The sequence below is a fragment of the Pseudomonas sp. NY15354 genome (assembly GCF_048068075.1).
GTDB lineage: Bacteria > Pseudomonadota > Gammaproteobacteria > Pseudomonadales > Pseudomonadaceae > Aquipseudomonas > Aquipseudomonas guariconensis_C.
The window spans coordinates 1-14,941 of sequence record NZ_JBLUPV010000029.1; the positions used below are offsets into that span (position 1 = coordinate 1).

The following is a 14,941-nucleotide window of genomic DNA, read 5'->3' on the forward strand; positions in this document are numbered from 1 at the left end:
TATAACCCTAAACGCCGACACAGCAGTGCTATGCAGCTGTCTCCAGTAGAGTATGAGAAACGCTATTTCCTGAGCTTGGAGAGTGTCTAGAAAACCAGGGGCGATTCAGAGCTGCTGGAATCGACGATGAGACCATTGCCGATTTTGAGCGGAACCTGCCGAAGAATCTTTACAAGCTATGGAATCGAATGTCGTCGGGGTCTTATTTCCCGCCGCCGGTCAAGGTTGTTGAGATACCGAAGGCATCGGGGGGTATACGCAGGCTGGGAGTGCCTACGGTCAGCGACCGTATCGCACAAACTGTAGTCAAACTCCTCATCGAGCCGAAGCTGGATGCGCTTTTCCATCCGGACTCATATGGATACCGACCAGGGCGTTCAGCCAAACAGGCCATAGCGATCACACGCGAGCGCTGCTGGCGATACGACTGGGTGGTGGAGTTTGATATCAAGGCGGCTTTTGATCACATTGATCATGAACTGCTGATGAAAGCGGTGCGAACCCATATCAAAGAGGACTGGATACTGCTGTACATCGAACGATGGCTGGTTGCTCCGTTCGAGGCAGCAGATGGCGTTCGCATTCAACGCGAACGTGGCACCCCGCAAGGCGGCGTGATCAGTCCCATGCTGATGAATCTGTTCATGCATTACACCTTTGACGCTTGGATGCAACGAAACAGCGCAAACTGTCCTTTTGCCCGGTACGCCGATGATGCGGTAGTGCATTGTCGTAGCGAGAGGCAGGCAGAACACGTGATGCGTTCAATCGCTTCACGTCTAGCAGTTTGTGGTCTCACGATGCATCCCGAGAAATCGAAAATCGTGTACTGCAAGGACAGCAATCGACGCGCGGAGTATCCGCATGTGAGCTTTACCTTCCTTGGTTTCACTTTTAGACCCAGGAAGGCAATCGGCCAACAGAACAACCTTTTCACCAGCTTCCTGCCGGGAGTCAGTGCGCAAGCGTTGAAGCGGATGCGGCGAGCAGTGCGCGAGTGGCGGGTCAACCGCCAAACTCACGTGACGCTGGCTGCTGTGGCTCGGCTTTACAACCCAGTGATACAAGGTTGGTGGCAGTACTATGGCGCGTTCTATCGGACGGCCATGCTTGGCATCTCTCGACATATCGATAGCGCACTCAAGCGTTGGGCCGGTCGTAAGTACAAAATACTTCACGGGCGCAAGCGGCGCATATCTCAATGGTTGGACACGGTGCAGACGGCTGCCCCTCGACTGTTTTATCACTGGCAAGTAACCGAGCAACAGGTTGGATAACGGGAGCCGTATGACGCGAGAGTGTCACGTACGGTTCTGCGAGCGGCTACGGGGGCAGTTCCTGTGGCCGACTCACCTCTTCGGCATGAAGGCGCATATTGGTGCCGATGCTGAGTCGGGCCTGGTGCATCACGTTCACGGCACTGCCGCGAACGTAGCTGACGTGACGGAGGTCGCTCAGCTATTGCATGGCGAAGAGAATGTCGTCTGTGCGGATGCGGGCTACACAGGCGTGGAAAAGCGGCCAGAACACGAGGGGCGCCAGGTGATATGGCAGATTGCTGCCCGCCGCAGCACCTACAAACACTTGAGTAAACGCAGCGTGCTCTACAAAGCCAAGCGCAAGATCGAAAAGGCCAAGGCGCAAGTACGTGCGAAAGTGGAGCACCCGTTCCGGGTGATCAAACGCCAGTTCGGCTATGTGAAGACTCGCTTTCGTGGCTTGGCCAAGAACACGGCGCAACTGACCACGCTATTTGCGCTGTCGAATCTGTGGATGGTGCGCCGGCAATTATTGCCTGCTGCGAGAGAGGTGCGCCCGTGAGGGCAGAAAACCAAGGCTGTGCCTTGGTTTTCCAATAATCAGCGGCTGAAAATCGGGCTTTTCGGCATCCCCAAGCCGTCCATTTCCGGCTGATGGGCAACTTGTTCGGAGTTTCCTTAGAGATCCCTCGAGGCCCATATAAATCAAATACTTAAATTATTCATCGAGAGGCTGCCTTGGCAGCGTGGCTGCGAGTTGGGTGCAGCAGCAAAAGAAACAAACCTAACTGATCGATCTGTTACAAGTTTTTTCATTACTCAGTACAAGCGTCAGCCCGTGGTGTCGCGGATGCGTAGCACGGCAGTGGTCGACCAATTGGTGTGTCTAGCCGTGGCTCGGATGTCCATACCGGCGCCCAGCAGCTCCTTAACCCGCTTGTGCATGCACGTCGCACGTTCTTCGACCTGCATGTGGCGAACTAGAGCCAGCTGGCCGAACAGGCGCTGCACTCAATGGATGGTCTGTGCGAAGTTGAGCGGCAGGTCAGGAAATTGTGCTGTCCATCCGGTGCAGGACGTCCACGGTACCGCGGCGAATGTGGCTGACGAGACGGAGGTCACTCAGTTGTTGCATGACAAAGAAAACATCGTCTGCGCCGATGTGGGCTACACCGGTGTGGAGAAAAGATCAGGGCATGAAGGGCGGCCAATGATCTGGCAGACCGCAGCCCGCCGTCGCACCTACAAACACGTGGGCCAACGCAGTGTTCTCTACAAAGCCAAACGCAAGATCGAGAAGGTCAAGGGGCAGGCACGGGCGAAAGTCGAACCCCTCTTTCGCGTCATCAAGCGCCAGTTCGGTTAGGTGAAGACCCGCTTCCGTGGATTGGCCAAGAACTCGGCGCAACTGACCACGCTGTTTCGCTGTTTGCTGCCTTGGATGCCGCAACTGGCGAAGTGATCGGCCGACTGAAGCGTCAACCTCACAGTATCGGGTTCCTCGCCTTGCTGAGGGGAACCTATGTGTCCGTGCCTACCGATATGCCAATTCATCTAATCATGGAGAATTACGCGACTCACAGAACTGACAAAGTCAGGACCGGGCTTGCCGCGCGACCGCGCTACAACATCCACTTTACGCCGACCTCGGCAGTTGACCACTACAGCGTTATGGCTGAACCTGGCTGAGTGGTTTTTCTCAACGCTGGGCGAGAAGAGGATCAAGCGCTAGGCACATGTCAGCGTTAAGGATCTGGACGCGTTGGTCGAGCACTACCTGGAAACCTACAACCAAAACCCGAAGCCATTTCGCTGGCACCAGAACACCGAGGGCATCCTGACCTCACTCGCTCGTGCCGCACGAGTGCTGGGCAATTGATTGTCAGTGGTACTTCTGAACCACCACGCCAGACGAACCCATGGCATTTCGCACTGCCGACGGGATTCTACCCTGCCTGTGCCGTGACCTTTGCAGGTGAAGGAGAATTCCCTCAGGCGAACGACCTTCTGCTCCCGAGAGGCCATGTCTGTCGCAGGACTACCCATGCTTATAGGGGATGGGTGGGGAATCGCGAGCATCATCCCAGGCCTTGACAAGCTCTTCTCGGCCCACCTTGCGTGCGGCCTCTGCATATGCCGCTAGGAACCCGGGGGTGTCCATCCACGCTGTAGGTCTTCCATAGATCCGCTCGCCATACACTTTGAGGAAAACGACCTGCATATCGATTTCCTCTTCTAACGACCTCGCTGCTGATATGCTTGGGTCACTCAGCAGGGCTGTGAGCATGTCAACCGGAGTGACGATCGCAGCCTCCTCCATTCGAGCCAGTGCATCGAGAATTACTTGCACAGCGTCAAAAGTCGCCATATTCACCACTTCGAGTGCTGTTGTAGGTCATGGAAGCCTGCCCGCTATTCACCATAGCGTGCCTGGCGCGGTTGTCTAATGTGAAAGGCGCTTTCCACAGCCCGGTCCAAACCTTACGGACCATTCAAGTCCGCGCCTAGAGGACACCTGATGGGAGGTCTGGTATGTGCGGTTAAGTGAATCGCTCGGGGGATAGGTTTCCGGCAGTCCTTAAGATTTCGCAGGAGTCAGTACTGCGACGGCACATGAGCATGAAGCCACGCAGGGGCGCGAGATACATGACGGTTACATCGAGAAGGACGCGCAGTCGTTGGCAAGGTGTCTGAGATAATGGCAGATCTGATCTTGACAGCTCCGGTACCGTGCTTCCAAACGATCAAGCTCGTACATTTGTTCCAGCCAAACCTCATCGGAGACCGCGTCCATCTGTTTGACGGTATCACGCCAAACCGCTCCAGCCGCTTCGGTGGCCTCGAGCAAAGACAGCAGTTGTTGGTCGAAAGCGGACTTCTCTTTTGTAACCAAAATCATTAAATCCCTGTAAATTTCATAGGTAACGGTTATAAGTATATACCCATGTTCTCCGTGGTGGTATTGGTTTTCGACGAAACGTCATCGGCCAGCCATCGGTTTACGGCCGTTTTTGATCGTCGGGGCCGTAGCGTAGGTACTGACCTTGGGGTCGGCCTGCCCGGACAGGGCCGGATGAGGCAGGGACATGGACGCTCTCGCGACCTGGATCGCTGTAATCTGACTCGCCACTGTGCGGGTGCGGATTTCGGTCACCCGGCATCAGCTCATTGGTCATCGATTCAGTCGCCGGAAAATGCGCTGAAGTCCCACTCTTGGGCTGGCCGTGTTGGTCTGTTGCGACTGCTGTCGACTGGCAACCCGTCAGATTGGCTGCTTTCGCTTCAGGTTGGCCAGAATTGGGGGGGGCTGTTATCGGCGTGTGCTGCCCGAGGGCGCGTGGAGTTGTAATCGGCAAAAAATGAGTCCAGAATCAAGGCCATGCCAGGTTTTGAGATGGCTGAAAACCGTTTGTTTTCAATGGCTCGCAAGCCCGATGCGAGTCTCGTTTCCCGCTCCAAATTCAGCGCTCATGGGTGATCCCGGAACGCTTCCAGAAAAGGCCAAAGATTTTATCTTTGGCCTTTTTTGTTTTTGGTGTCCCAGCGGATGCTCTGGCGTCAGACCCGTCCGCATCCAGCCGTGCTCCGTTACGCTGATACCCCCATCAAAGTCGCCACCTCCTGTCCCAACGCCGCCACCTCGCCAATCACCAATACCGCCGGGCTCTTCAGCCCGAATGCCTGCGCGGCTTCGTGCATCTGCGCAAGCGTGCTGCGGCATTCGCGTTGATGGCGTAGCGAGGCATTTTCGATCATGGCCACCGGCATCCGTTCGGGCATGCCTGCAGCCAGCAATTGGCTGCGAATCTCCTCCAGCTTGGCCACGCCCATGTACACCACCAGGGTGGTGCCGCTTTGTGCCAGGGCTCGCCATTGAACTGAGCTGTCGTCCTGGGTATGGGCGGTGATCAAGGTCACGCCGCGGGCGACGCCGCGCAGGGTCAGGGGGATGCCGCATTGGGTGGCGCCGGCCAGGCCGGCGGTGATGCCATTGACCAGTTCCACTTCGATGCCGTGCGCGTTCAACCAGTTGGATTCTTCACTGCCGCGACCGAAGATGCACGGGTCGCCACCCTTGAGGCGCACCACACAGTACCCTTGGCGGACGTAGCGCAGCATCAGGCGATGAATGAACGCCTGCGGTGTGGAGCGGCAACCGCCGCGCTTGCCCACGTGGATGACTTTGGCAGTGGGGCAGTGCTCCAGCACGGCGGGATTGACCAGATCGTCGATCATCACCACCTGGGCGCTGTTCAAGGCACGCACGGCTTTGAGAGTGAGCAGTTCCGGATCACCGGGGCCTGCGCCAACCAACCAGACTTTTGCGCTCATGGGTATCTCCTCGAGGTATTCACGCGTGCAGCATCCAAACCAGTAGAAGCCCATTGGCCAGCAGCGACCCCAACGCCAGGGCGCGCCACACTTTGAGTGGTTCGCGCTCCAGCAGAGGGCGTGGCCTGGCCGTGGGCAGGTGTTCGCCTTGTTGCAGGGCCAGCAGCCATTGTTCGGCGGTTTCGTAGCGGTCTGTCGGCTCGCAGGCCACGGCTTTGTCCAGGCAGTGCACCAGCCACTCGGGCAGGTCTGGGCGATAGCGGCTGGCGGGCACGGGCGTGCCGAAACGTGGGCGTTGGAAGGCTTCGATTTCGCCGTAGGGGTAGTGGCCGGTGAGCAGGTAGTAGAGGGTCACCCCGGCACTGTAGAGGTCCTGCCCCGCGCTGGGGGCGGCGCCCGTGTAAGCCTCCGGGGCGATATGACTGGGCGTGCCGGGCAGTTCGCCATGTGCCTGGGGGGACAAGCCGGGGCAGTAGGCCAGGCCGAAATCCAGCACGCGCAGCTCTCCATCGCTACCGAGCAGCACGTTCTCAGGCTTGATATCGCGGTGCACGATGTTGCGCCGATGCAGCATGCCCAGCGCGCGTAGCAGCTGCGACGCGATGTCCAACCCTTGGCTGAGACTGACATTGCCGTGGCTACGATAGTACTCGGCCAAGGTCATCCCCGCATGTTCGCGCATCAGGTAGTACAGGTGCTGGCGCTGATGGGCGTGATGCATGTCGGGAAAGTAGCGGCCCGCCACCCGACGCAGAAACCATTCCTCCTGCAGCAGGGCCTGCCCGGCACCGGTGTCAGCCTCCCGGCTGGAGGGGAGTGTTTTCAGCAGCCAGGGTTGCTGCTGGGCATCGCGTACGCGATAGACCAGCGACTGTCGGCTTTGCCCGAGCAAGGCCTCTACCTGCCAGCCTTCGAACGTTTGGCCCGGCTTGAGCAGCGGCGGCAATGGCCATTGCTCGATCTGACCCAGGGCATCCCTCAGACTGGTTTCCCCCAGGGCCTCGATCCGTACCAGGACCGCGCTGGCGTTGTCCTGGCTGCCGGCATAGTGGGCAGCGCTGACCAGAGCCTGGCTAGCCGCCTGAAGTTGCTCTTCATCGCGCAGAATGCCGGCAATGATGGCGTCGCTCAGGGTGGCCCAGACGCCGTCGCTGACCAGCAGAAAGCTTTCCCCCTGGCGCAGTTCGCCATCCAGATAGTCCACCACCAGGTGCTGCTCCAGGCCCATGGCGCGCTTGAGCACATGCTGCATGCCCGGTTGGTGCCACACATGGTCTTCACTGATGCGTTGCAACTGCCCGTCGAACCAGCGATACACGCGGCAATCACCGATATGGGCAAGGGTGAAATGCTTGCCACGCATCACCAGCGCACTAAGGGTGGTGAGCAGCGGCTGGCCATTGCCGCTGGCATGCAGCCAACGGTTTTGCGCCAGCAGCAAGCGGTCCAGTGCCTGGGCCACGCCCCAGGTTTCCGGGGTGGTGTAATAGTCCATGGCCAATGCCTGCAAGGTCGAGCGTGCGGCCAGGCCACCGTCGGCGCATTGGCTGACGCCATCGGCCAGGGCGAACAGATAGCCCTTGCTGGCGGCCAGTGCCGGGGCAGGGGTGACCAGGCGGGTCGCATCCTGGTTTTGCGCGCGTGGCCCGCTGGCGCTGGCTTCGGCATAGCTCAATTGCAAGCCCATGGCCGGTCTCTCACACCCGCGCCGCTGTGTAGGCGGCCGACCCCCAGGTGGTCCGCCAGCGGCGTTTCACCCCGTGCAGACCGAACCAGGCCACCAACCCCAGGCTTGCGAACAACCACAGGCCAAGCTGGTATTCGCCGGTATGCTGCTTGATGGCGCCCAGGCCTGCAGCCAGCAGGAACCCGCCCACCCCACCGGCCATGCCGATCAGCCCAGTCATGACGCCAATCTCTTTGCGAAAACGCTGCGGCACCAGTTGGAACACCGCGCCGTTGCCTGCGCCCAATCCCAGCATCGCCGCGACGAACAGGGCCAGTGCCGCCACTGGGCTGGGGAGGTTCAAACCCACCGCCGCAATGCAGGTCGCCGCCAGGGCATACATGCCCAGCAGGGTGCGGATGCCGCCAAAACGATCGGCCAGTGCACCGCCCAAGGGGCGCATCAGGCTGCCGCCAAACACACAGGCGGCGGTGTAGTAGCCGGCGGTCATCGGGTCCAGGCCGTACTGGTCGTGGAAGTAGCCGGGCAGGGCGCTGGCCAGGCCGATGAAACCACCGAAGGTGACGCTGTAAAAGAACATGAACCACCAACTGTCACGGTCGCCCAGGGCCTTGAAGTAATCGCCCATGGATTTGGCCTTGGCGCGGTTCGGCGCATTGCGTGCCAGCAGGCTGAACAGCGCCAGGGTGAGCAACAGCGGAATCAGTGCCAGGCCGAACACGTGGGTCCAGCCAAAGGTCAGCGCCAGTACCGGGGCCGCCAAGGCCGCGAGCACTGTGCCGGAATTGCCCGCGCCGGCGATGCCCATGGCCTTGCCCTGATGCTCGGCCGGGTACCACTGGGATGCCAGCGGCAAGGCCACGGCGAATGAGGCGCCTGCCATGCCGAGAAACACGCCCAGCAGCAGGGCTTGTTCATAGCTGTGGATGCCGAGCTGCCAGGCGGCGGCCAGCGCACCGATCACGATCACCTGACCGATGATCCCAGCGGTCTTCGGTGACACCTGGTCCGCCAGCATCCCCATCACGAAGCGCAAGAACGCACCGGCCAAGATAGGCGTGGCCACCATGAAACCGCGCTGTTGGGTGGTCAGTTGCAGGTCAGTGGCAATCTGCACCGCCATCGGGCCGAGCAGGTACCAGACCATGAAGCTCAGGTCGAAATACAGGAATGCAGCAAACAGCGTGGGGGTATGCCCGGCTTTCCAGAAACTGTTGTTGTTCATCCAGCACCTCATCGGCAAAAGAGTTCAACCCGGTGGTATGAGGCGAAGGGCCACAACGGCCACTCCACCCGCTCCTGTGGGAGCTGAAAACGCAAAAGACGCCGCTCTCCACCGGCCCATGGCCGAGGGAATAGCGACGTCTTTGTCGTGATGGGGCAACCGCCGTTGGCTACCTGTACGAAAAGAAAAGCAGGTTATGTGCCAATGTGTAGGAACGGCTCTGGGGCAGGTGTTTGGCCGGGTTGCCGCTCTCTCGGTGGCCGGCATGCGCTGCGTTGTAGGGCACAGGGGCTCTCGCCTGCACCGAATGAGCCCCTGTTCTTCAATCGAGCAACTCGCTCATGGCGATGATCTGCTCGGCCACCTGGATGAGCTTTTGCTGTTTGCTCATCGCCTGGCGGCGCATGAGGGTGTAGGCATCCGCTTCGCTGCAGTCTTTCATTTTCATCAGCAGCCCTTTGGCCAGCTCCACGCGTTTGCGCTCGGCCAGTTGCTGGTCGCGGGCGTGCAGTTGTGCACGCAGCACTTGGTCGCTTTCAAAGCGGGCCATGGCGACGTCCATGATCGGTTGCAGGCGCTGGGCGTGAATCCCTTCAACGATATAGGCGCTCACGCCGGACTTGATCGCTTGGCGCATCACCCCGGGGTCGTGCTCGTCGGTGAACATCACGATCGGTCGCGGCTGGTCGCGGCTGAGCAGCACCACGTGCTCCATCACATCGCGGCTGGGGGATTCGGTGTCGATCAGCACCACATCCGGGCGCAGTGCCTGGACCTGGGCGGGCAGATCGATGGTCAAACCTGACTCGTCGATCACGTCAAAGCCTGCCTCGCTCAGGGCCGCGCGCAGGCGTCCGACTTTTTTCGAGGTGTCGTTGATCAGCAGGATTCGCAACATGGCCGTCCTCTCCCTTATCGGCCCGCCGGGGCGGGATCGCTCAAGGCGTGCAGGGCGAAGCTGCGGGCATAGGCGGCGGGGTCGTGTCCATCCCACAGGCTGCCGTCGAGCAGCCGGCTGCTGCGCATCGGCGCTGCCGGAACGGCGATCTCCAGGCTGCCGGCCGCGCGCCGGTAGAGGTCCAGTTGCTGCACCCGGCGGGCAATGGCCAGGTAGTCCGGCTCTTCACGCAGCAGGCCCCAGCGGCGGAACTGGGTGATGAACCACATGCCGTCGGACAAGTACGGCACGTTGGCCGCGCCGCCATGGTGAAAGCGCAGCGGGTGTGGATCGTCCCACTGGTTGCCCAGGCCATCGCTGTAGTGCCCCAGCAGGCGCGGCGCGATGCTGTCCAGCGGCGTGTCCAGGTACTCGCTGGCGCTCAACAACTGCGCCGTGCTCTGCCGATTCTCCGGGCTTTGCTCGATGAACCGGCTGGCCTCCAGAACGGCCATCACCAGCGCGCGGGCGGTGTTGGGGTATCGCTCGACGAACTCGTGGGTGCAGGCCAGCACCTTTTCCGGGTGGTCCGGCCAGATCGCCTGGCTGGTGCTGACGGTAAACCCCTGGCCATGGGCAATGGCCTCGGCGGCCCAGGGTTCCCCGACGCAAAACCCATCGATGCGCCCGGCCTGCAGGTGGGCCCGCATCTGCGGCGGCGGCACGACTACGCTGTTCACATCCTGCAACGGGTGAATGCCTTGGCTGGCCAGCCAGTAGAACAACCACAGGGCGTGGGTACCGGTGGGGAAGGTCTGGGCGAAGGTGAGCTTTGGGCCGCTTTGGTGCACACGCTGGCGCAGTGCACTGGCGCTGGTCACCCCGGCCTCCTTGAGCGATTGCGACAGGTTGATGCTCTGGCCGTTCTGGTTCAGCCCCATCAACACCGCCATGCCCGTGGCCGGAGCGCCGCTGAGGCCCAGTTCGATGGCGTAGACCATGCCGTACAGGCTATGGGCCGCGTCCAGCTCGCCGCTAAGCAGCTTGTTGCCAAGGCCTGCCCAGGAGCTTTGTCGCTTCAGGTTGAGGGTCAGGCCATAGGGCTGGGCAAAGCCCTGGGTGGCCGCCACCACCAGCGAGGCGCAGTCGCTGAGCGGCATGTAGCCGATATCGAGCACGTTTTTTTCCGGCCCGTCGCTGCCGGCCACCCAGGCCAGGGCATGGAGGGTTGCCAGGTCGTTGCTGCTGTCGCGCATGCCACCATCCTGAAAAAGCGATTCACAAAAAGGCGTCGTCCTCGTCCGGCAATGGCCGGTCAAGTGCGACGCCTGTCCCGTCTGTCGAAGCCTGGGCGCAGGGCCCATGGGCAATGCTGAGCAATTGGTGTGCCGAGTCCTGTCAGCGGTGCGCTGGCAGGTCAGTACACATCACGCAGATAGCGTCGCTCCTTGCTCATGGCGCTCACATAGAGCGCCGCGGCGCCGGCGCTCCTCCTGCCGTGCACCTGCACGATTTTCTTCAGCGCGGCGTCGACGTCCTTGGCCATGCGCCCGGCATCGCCACACACGCACACGTGCGCGCCTTGTTCCAGCCAGGCCCAGAAACGGGCGCCTTGTTCGAGCATGCAGTGCTGCACGTAGCGTTTTTCGGCCTGGTCGCGGGAGAAGGCGGTGTCCAGGTGCGTGAGGTGTCCGCTGCGCTGCCAGGCGCGCAGTTCCTGGCGGTAGTAGAAGTCGTTCAAGGCCCGTTGCTCGCCAAAGAACAGCCAGTTCTTGCTGCCACCGCCCTGCGCCTGGCGCTCCTGCAGAAACGCCCGGAACGGTGCGATGCCGGTGCCGGGGCCGATCATGATCAGCGGTGTGCTGGGGTCCTTGGGCGGGCGGAAGTGGGTGGACGGTTGCAGGAAGATCCGGGCACCGTCATTGGCCGCACGGTCAGCGAGAAAGGTCGAGCACACGCCGCCGCGTTGCTGGCCTTGGTGTTGGTAGCGCACGGTCGAGACGGTGAGGTGCACTTCGTTCGGCACCGCCTTGGGGCTGGAGCTGATGGAGTACAGGCGCGGCTGCAAGGGTTTGAGCAGTTGGACCAGTTGCGCAGCCTCCAGGGTAATGGGGCATTCGCGCAGCAGTGTTGGCAGCTGGCGGCCCCACAGCCAGGCATTCAGGGCTTCTTGGTTGTCATCCTGCAGCAGTTCATCCAGGTGTGAGTGTGTGTGCTGCTCGGCGATGCGGCGCAGCAGGTCCGGGCTGATGCGGGCGATCTCCAGGTGCTCGGTCAGGGCCTGGCGCAGGGAAAGGTCGGGCTGGTTTTTCAGCTCGACCGGGCTGTCGCCGTCCAGATGCAGGGTGGCCAACAGTTCATCCACCAACTCCGGGCAATTGCTCGGCCAGATACCCAAGGCATCGCCGGCCTGGTACGGGAAGTCGTGGCCGCTCAGGTCGAACGCCAGATGACGGGTTTCTTTTTCTGCACCCGGGGCGTTCAGCACCTGATTATGGATGAGCCGCGCGCGCAGCGGGTTGGCGCGATCGAAGCTGCGGCTCGGCGCAGGCGCAGGGCGTTGGTGGAGAGGGCGGTTGCTGGGCATCAGACTGTCGAGCAGCGCGCTGAGCCATTGTTGCGCAGGTTCCGCGTCGCCCGGCTCGCATTCCAGCCGCGGCTGCAGCCGCTCGCCGCCCAGCTCCACCAGACGCTCGTCGAGCTTGCGGCCAAAGCCACAGAACTGCCGGTAACTCGAATCCCCCAGCGCCAGCACACTGAAACGGCTGCGGGCCAGGGCGTGGGCTTGGGCGTTTTGCAGGCTGTTCCAGAAGTCGCTGGCGTTGTCGGGTGGGTCGCCGTCGCCAAAGGTGCTGGTCACCAGCAGCACGCCTGCGGCGCTGCATAAATCGTCCAGCCGGGCCTCGTCCATGGCTTGCAGGCGCGCCCGTTGGCCAGCGCTGCCCAGACGCTCGGCGCAGGTCGCGGCCAGGGCTTCGCTGTTACCGGTTTGCGAACCCCAGAGCACCAGCCACTCGGGCTCGCAGGCCAGGCTGGGCTCGGCCAACGTTAGCGGGGCCGCTGCCGATTCGCCATGGCCACGGCTGAACAGCCCTGCGAGCAGGCCGTCCAGCAGCAGGCGCCGGTTCGGCGCGAAGGGCGCGCTGAGCGGGATCGTGGGCACGCCTGGATGGCGGCCCTCGGCGCTGCGCAGGCCCAGCAGATAGCCTTGCATGTACCACTGCTCGTCGGCGCTCAGGATCAGTGGCGGGGTGTTGTCGAGGTTGAGCGCGCGGGCGAATGCATCGATCTGTATCGGGGCAAGCTCCAGGGCGTTGGAGGCGGGCGCCAGCGCTTCCCCAGGCGTGGCGTTGGCCTGCAGCGCCACGGCGCAGAACTTGAACGCCGGCTGCAAGGACAGCGCGTCCACGGCATCGCTGGTGACGGCATTGATGGCGAGGTGCTCGCCAAACACATCGTTCCAGTGAAAAGGCGCAAAGCAGGTGCCCGGTTGCACGCGGTCGGTGATCACCGCCGGCAGTACGGCGCGGCCGCGACGGGAACGGATTTGCACCATGCCGCGCGCGACGATGCCCAGGCGGGCGGCGTCGCTGGGATGGACTTCCAGGAAGGGGCCGGGGTTGAGCTTGTTCAGTGTCGGCACCTTGCCGGTCTTGGTCAGCGTGTGCCACTGGTGTTGGACGCGGCCGGTGTTGAGCACCATGGGGAAGTCGTCGTCCGGCAATTCGGCGTTGGGCAAGAAGGGGCGGGCAAAGAACTGCGCCTTGCCGCTTTCGGTGGCAAACACCGGGCCGTCGGCGTGCAGGTAGCGGATGGGGTTGCGTGGGCTGGCCTGGGGTGTGGCGCAGGGCCATTGCACGGGCGCTTCCTGCAGGCGGGCGTAGCTCGCACCACGCAGGTCATAGCCGGTCTTGGGGTTGCAAGCCTGCTTGATTTCTTCGAACACCTGCTCGGCGCTGTCGTAGCTGAAGGCCTCCTGATAGCCCATGGCGCAGGCGATGCGGGCGATCAGTTGCCAGTCGGGCAGCGTGTCGCCAGGCGGGGTGACGGCTTGTTGCATGAGGGTGAGGTTGCGCTCGGAATTGATCATCACCCCCTGCGCCTCGGCCCACAGCGCGCCAGGCAGGAGGATGTCGGCGTAGCGGTTGGTCTCGGTGTCCAGGTACGCGTCCTGGGTGATCACCAACGCCGCAGTCTGCAGGGCCTGGATCACGGTCTGGCGGTTGGGGACGCTGGCGACCGGGTTGGTGCAGATAATCCAGCAGGCCTTGATGGCACCGGCGCGCATCTGCTCGAACATCGCCACGGTGCCGTCGCCGCCTTCTGCACGTAGGCTGCCGGCGTCGAGGTTCCACAAGCGCTCGACGAAGGCCCGGTCCTCTGGCACCAGCGCCGAGCGCTGCCCGGGCAGCCCAGGACCCATGTAGCCCATCTCGCGGCCACCCATGGCATTGGGTTGGCCGGTGAGGGAAAACGGCCCGCTGCCGGGTCGGCAGATGGCACCGGTGGCCAGGTGCAGGTTGCACAGCGCGTTGGTGTGCCAGGTGCCGTGCACGCTCTGGTTCAGGCCCATGGTCCAGCAGCTCATCCAATTGGCGGCCTGGCCGATCCACTGCGCCGCCTGACGGATATCCGCCTCGGCCAGGCCGGTGAGGGCCGCGACGCGCGCGGGGCTGTAGTCCTGCAGAAAATCCTCCATCACCTCCCAGCCCTGGGTGAAGGCGTCGATGAATGTGTGGTCGCAGTGACCGTCCTTCACCAGCAGGTGCAGCAGGCCGTTGAGTAAAGCGAGATCGGTGCCTGGACGAATCTGCAAGAACAGGTCCGCCTTGTCGGCGGTGGCGCTACGCCTTGGGTCGATCACCACCAGCTTTGCACCGGCCTTCACCCGATCCAGCAGGCGCAGGAACAAGATCGGATGACAGTCAGCCATGTTGGCGCCGCTCACCACGAACACATCGCTGTGGTCGAAGTCCTCATAGGACCCCGGCGGGCCGTCGGCACCCAGCGAAAGCTTGTAGCCACTGCTGGCGCTGGCCATGCACAGCCGCGAGTTGGACTCGATGTGCCGGCTGCGGATGAAGCCCTTGGCCAGCTTGTTGGCCAGGTACTGCGCCTCCAGCGACATCTGCCCAGAGACATACAGCGCAACGGCATCCGGACCGTGTTCGTCGATGATCCCGCGCAAGCGGCGAGCCGCCGTTTCGATGGCCTGGTCGATGCCCACGCGCACCGGGTCCTGGTCGCGTCGCTGGCGCAGGAAGGCGTGCGCCATGCGCCCGCTGGCAGCCACCGCCTGGCCGCAGGTGCTGCCCTTGGTGCACAGGCGTCCGGCGTTGCTTGGGTGTTGCTTGTCCCCGGACACCTTGACGATCAGGTTGTCCTGCACCTGCATGACAATGCCGCAGCCCACGCCGCAATAGGGGCACACGCTGCGTACGGTTGTTGATTGCGTCATCGTCTCGTTCCCGTCGAAACGACAAAGGCGCCATGCAGCGGCTTCGTTTTTAAACGAACGCTGCATGGCGCCTTTGCCTGAATGGAGGACCATCGACGTTGAT

8 protein-coding genes and 6 pseudogenes are annotated in these 14,941 nt (G+C 62.2%); 6 read left to right on the forward strand and 8 right to left on the reverse strand.

Annotation, left to right across the window (positions count from 1 at the left end; translation table 11 throughout):
• Positions 1–110: 110 nt before the first annotated feature.
• Positions 111–1,291 (forward strand): annotated as a pseudogene (ltrA, locus tag ACNFCH_RS21115) (group II intron reverse transcriptase/maturase); the annotation flags it as partial.
• A 59-nt stretch (positions 1,292–1,350) separates the two neighbouring features.
• A pseudogene (locus ACNFCH_RS21120) lies at positions 1,351–1,821 on the forward strand (IS5 family transposase); the annotation flags it as partial.
• Positions 1,822–2,090: 269 nt separating this feature from the next.
• On the opposite strand, the pseudogene ACNFCH_RS21125 reads toward ACNFCH_RS21120, so the two are convergent.
• A pseudogene (locus ACNFCH_RS21125) lies at positions 2,091–2,204 on the reverse strand (serine recombinase); the annotation flags it as partial.
• Between ACNFCH_RS21125 and ACNFCH_RS21130 the strand changes: the two are divergent.
• The 3 pseudogenes from ACNFCH_RS21130 to ACNFCH_RS21140 form a co-directional block, all read left to right on the forward strand.
• Positions 2,196–2,315 (forward strand): annotated as a pseudogene (locus ACNFCH_RS21130) (IS66 family transposase); the annotation flags it as partial. The pseudogenes ACNFCH_RS21125 and ACNFCH_RS21130 overlap by 9 nt on opposite strands.
• A 13-nt stretch (positions 2,316–2,328) precedes the next feature.
• Positions 2,329–2,721 (forward strand): annotated as a pseudogene (locus ACNFCH_RS21135) (transposase); the annotation flags it as partial.
• Positions 2,682–3,138: pseudogene (locus tag ACNFCH_RS21140) on the forward strand (IS630 family transposase); the annotation flags it as partial. The pseudogenes ACNFCH_RS21135 and ACNFCH_RS21140, both read left to right, overlap by 40 nt.
• Positions 3,139–3,297: 159 nt before the next feature.
• Here ACNFCH_RS21140 and ACNFCH_RS21145 read toward each other — a convergent pair.
• The gene (locus ACNFCH_RS21145) at positions 3,298–3,627 is read right to left on the reverse strand and encodes a hypothetical protein (protein ID WP_416743613.1); all 330 of its coding nucleotides are present in this window, start codon (positions 3,625–3,627) and stop codon (positions 3,298–3,300) included.
• A 330-nt stretch (positions 3,628–3,957) separates the two neighbouring features.
• Between ACNFCH_RS21145 and ACNFCH_RS21150 the strand changes: the two genes are divergently transcribed.
• Positions 3,958–4,161 carry a hypothetical protein gene (locus ACNFCH_RS21150; protein ID WP_416743615.1) on the forward strand — a complete coding sequence of 68 codons (204 nt, stop codon included), beginning with the start codon at positions 3,958–3,960 and terminating at the stop codon, positions 4,159–4,161.
• Between the two features lie 686 nt (positions 4,162–4,847).
• Here ACNFCH_RS21150 and cobA read toward each other — a convergent pair.
• The 6 genes from cobA to ACNFCH_RS21180 all read right to left on the reverse strand — a co-directional run bounded on the left by cobA (position 4,848) and on the right by ACNFCH_RS21180 (position 14,838).
• Positions 4,848–5,591, reverse strand: a complete 744-nt coding sequence (gene cobA, locus ACNFCH_RS21155) for a uroporphyrinogen-III C-methyltransferase (RefSeq protein WP_196165275.1) — start codon at positions 5,589–5,591, stop codon at positions 4,848–4,850.
• A 19-nt stretch (positions 5,592–5,610) separates the two neighbouring features.
• Entirely contained in the window at positions 5,611–7,278 is a 1,668-nt protein-coding gene (locus ACNFCH_RS21160; RefSeq protein WP_196165276.1) for a bifunctional protein-serine/threonine kinase/phosphatase, read from the reverse strand.
• A gap of 10 nt (positions 7,279–7,288) precedes the next feature.
• On the reverse strand, positions 7,289–8,503 hold the full coding sequence (locus ACNFCH_RS21165; RefSeq protein WP_196165277.1) for a nitrate/nitrite transporter: 1,215 nt from the start codon (positions 8,501–8,503) through the stop codon (positions 7,289–7,291).
• 322 nt (positions 8,504–8,825) lie between these two features.
• Positions 8,826–9,401: an ANTAR domain-containing response regulator gene (locus ACNFCH_RS21170; protein WP_196165278.1), complete on the reverse strand. Its 576-nt coding sequence runs from the start codon at positions 9,399–9,401 to the stop codon at positions 8,826–8,828.
• A 14-nt stretch (positions 9,402–9,415) separates the two neighbouring features.
• Positions 9,416–10,636 (reverse strand): CmpA/NrtA family ABC transporter substrate-binding protein, encoded by a 1,221-nt coding sequence (locus ACNFCH_RS21175; protein WP_196165279.1) that lies wholly within the window; start codon positions 10,634–10,636, stop codon positions 9,416–9,418.
• A 161-nt stretch (positions 10,637–10,797) separates the two neighbouring features.
• Positions 10,798–14,838: a bifunctional nitrate reductase/sulfite reductase flavoprotein subunit alpha gene (locus ACNFCH_RS21180; protein WP_337159052.1), complete on the reverse strand. Its 4,041-nt coding sequence runs from the start codon at positions 14,836–14,838 to the stop codon at positions 10,798–10,800.
• Positions 14,839–14,941: the final 103 nt, after the last annotated feature.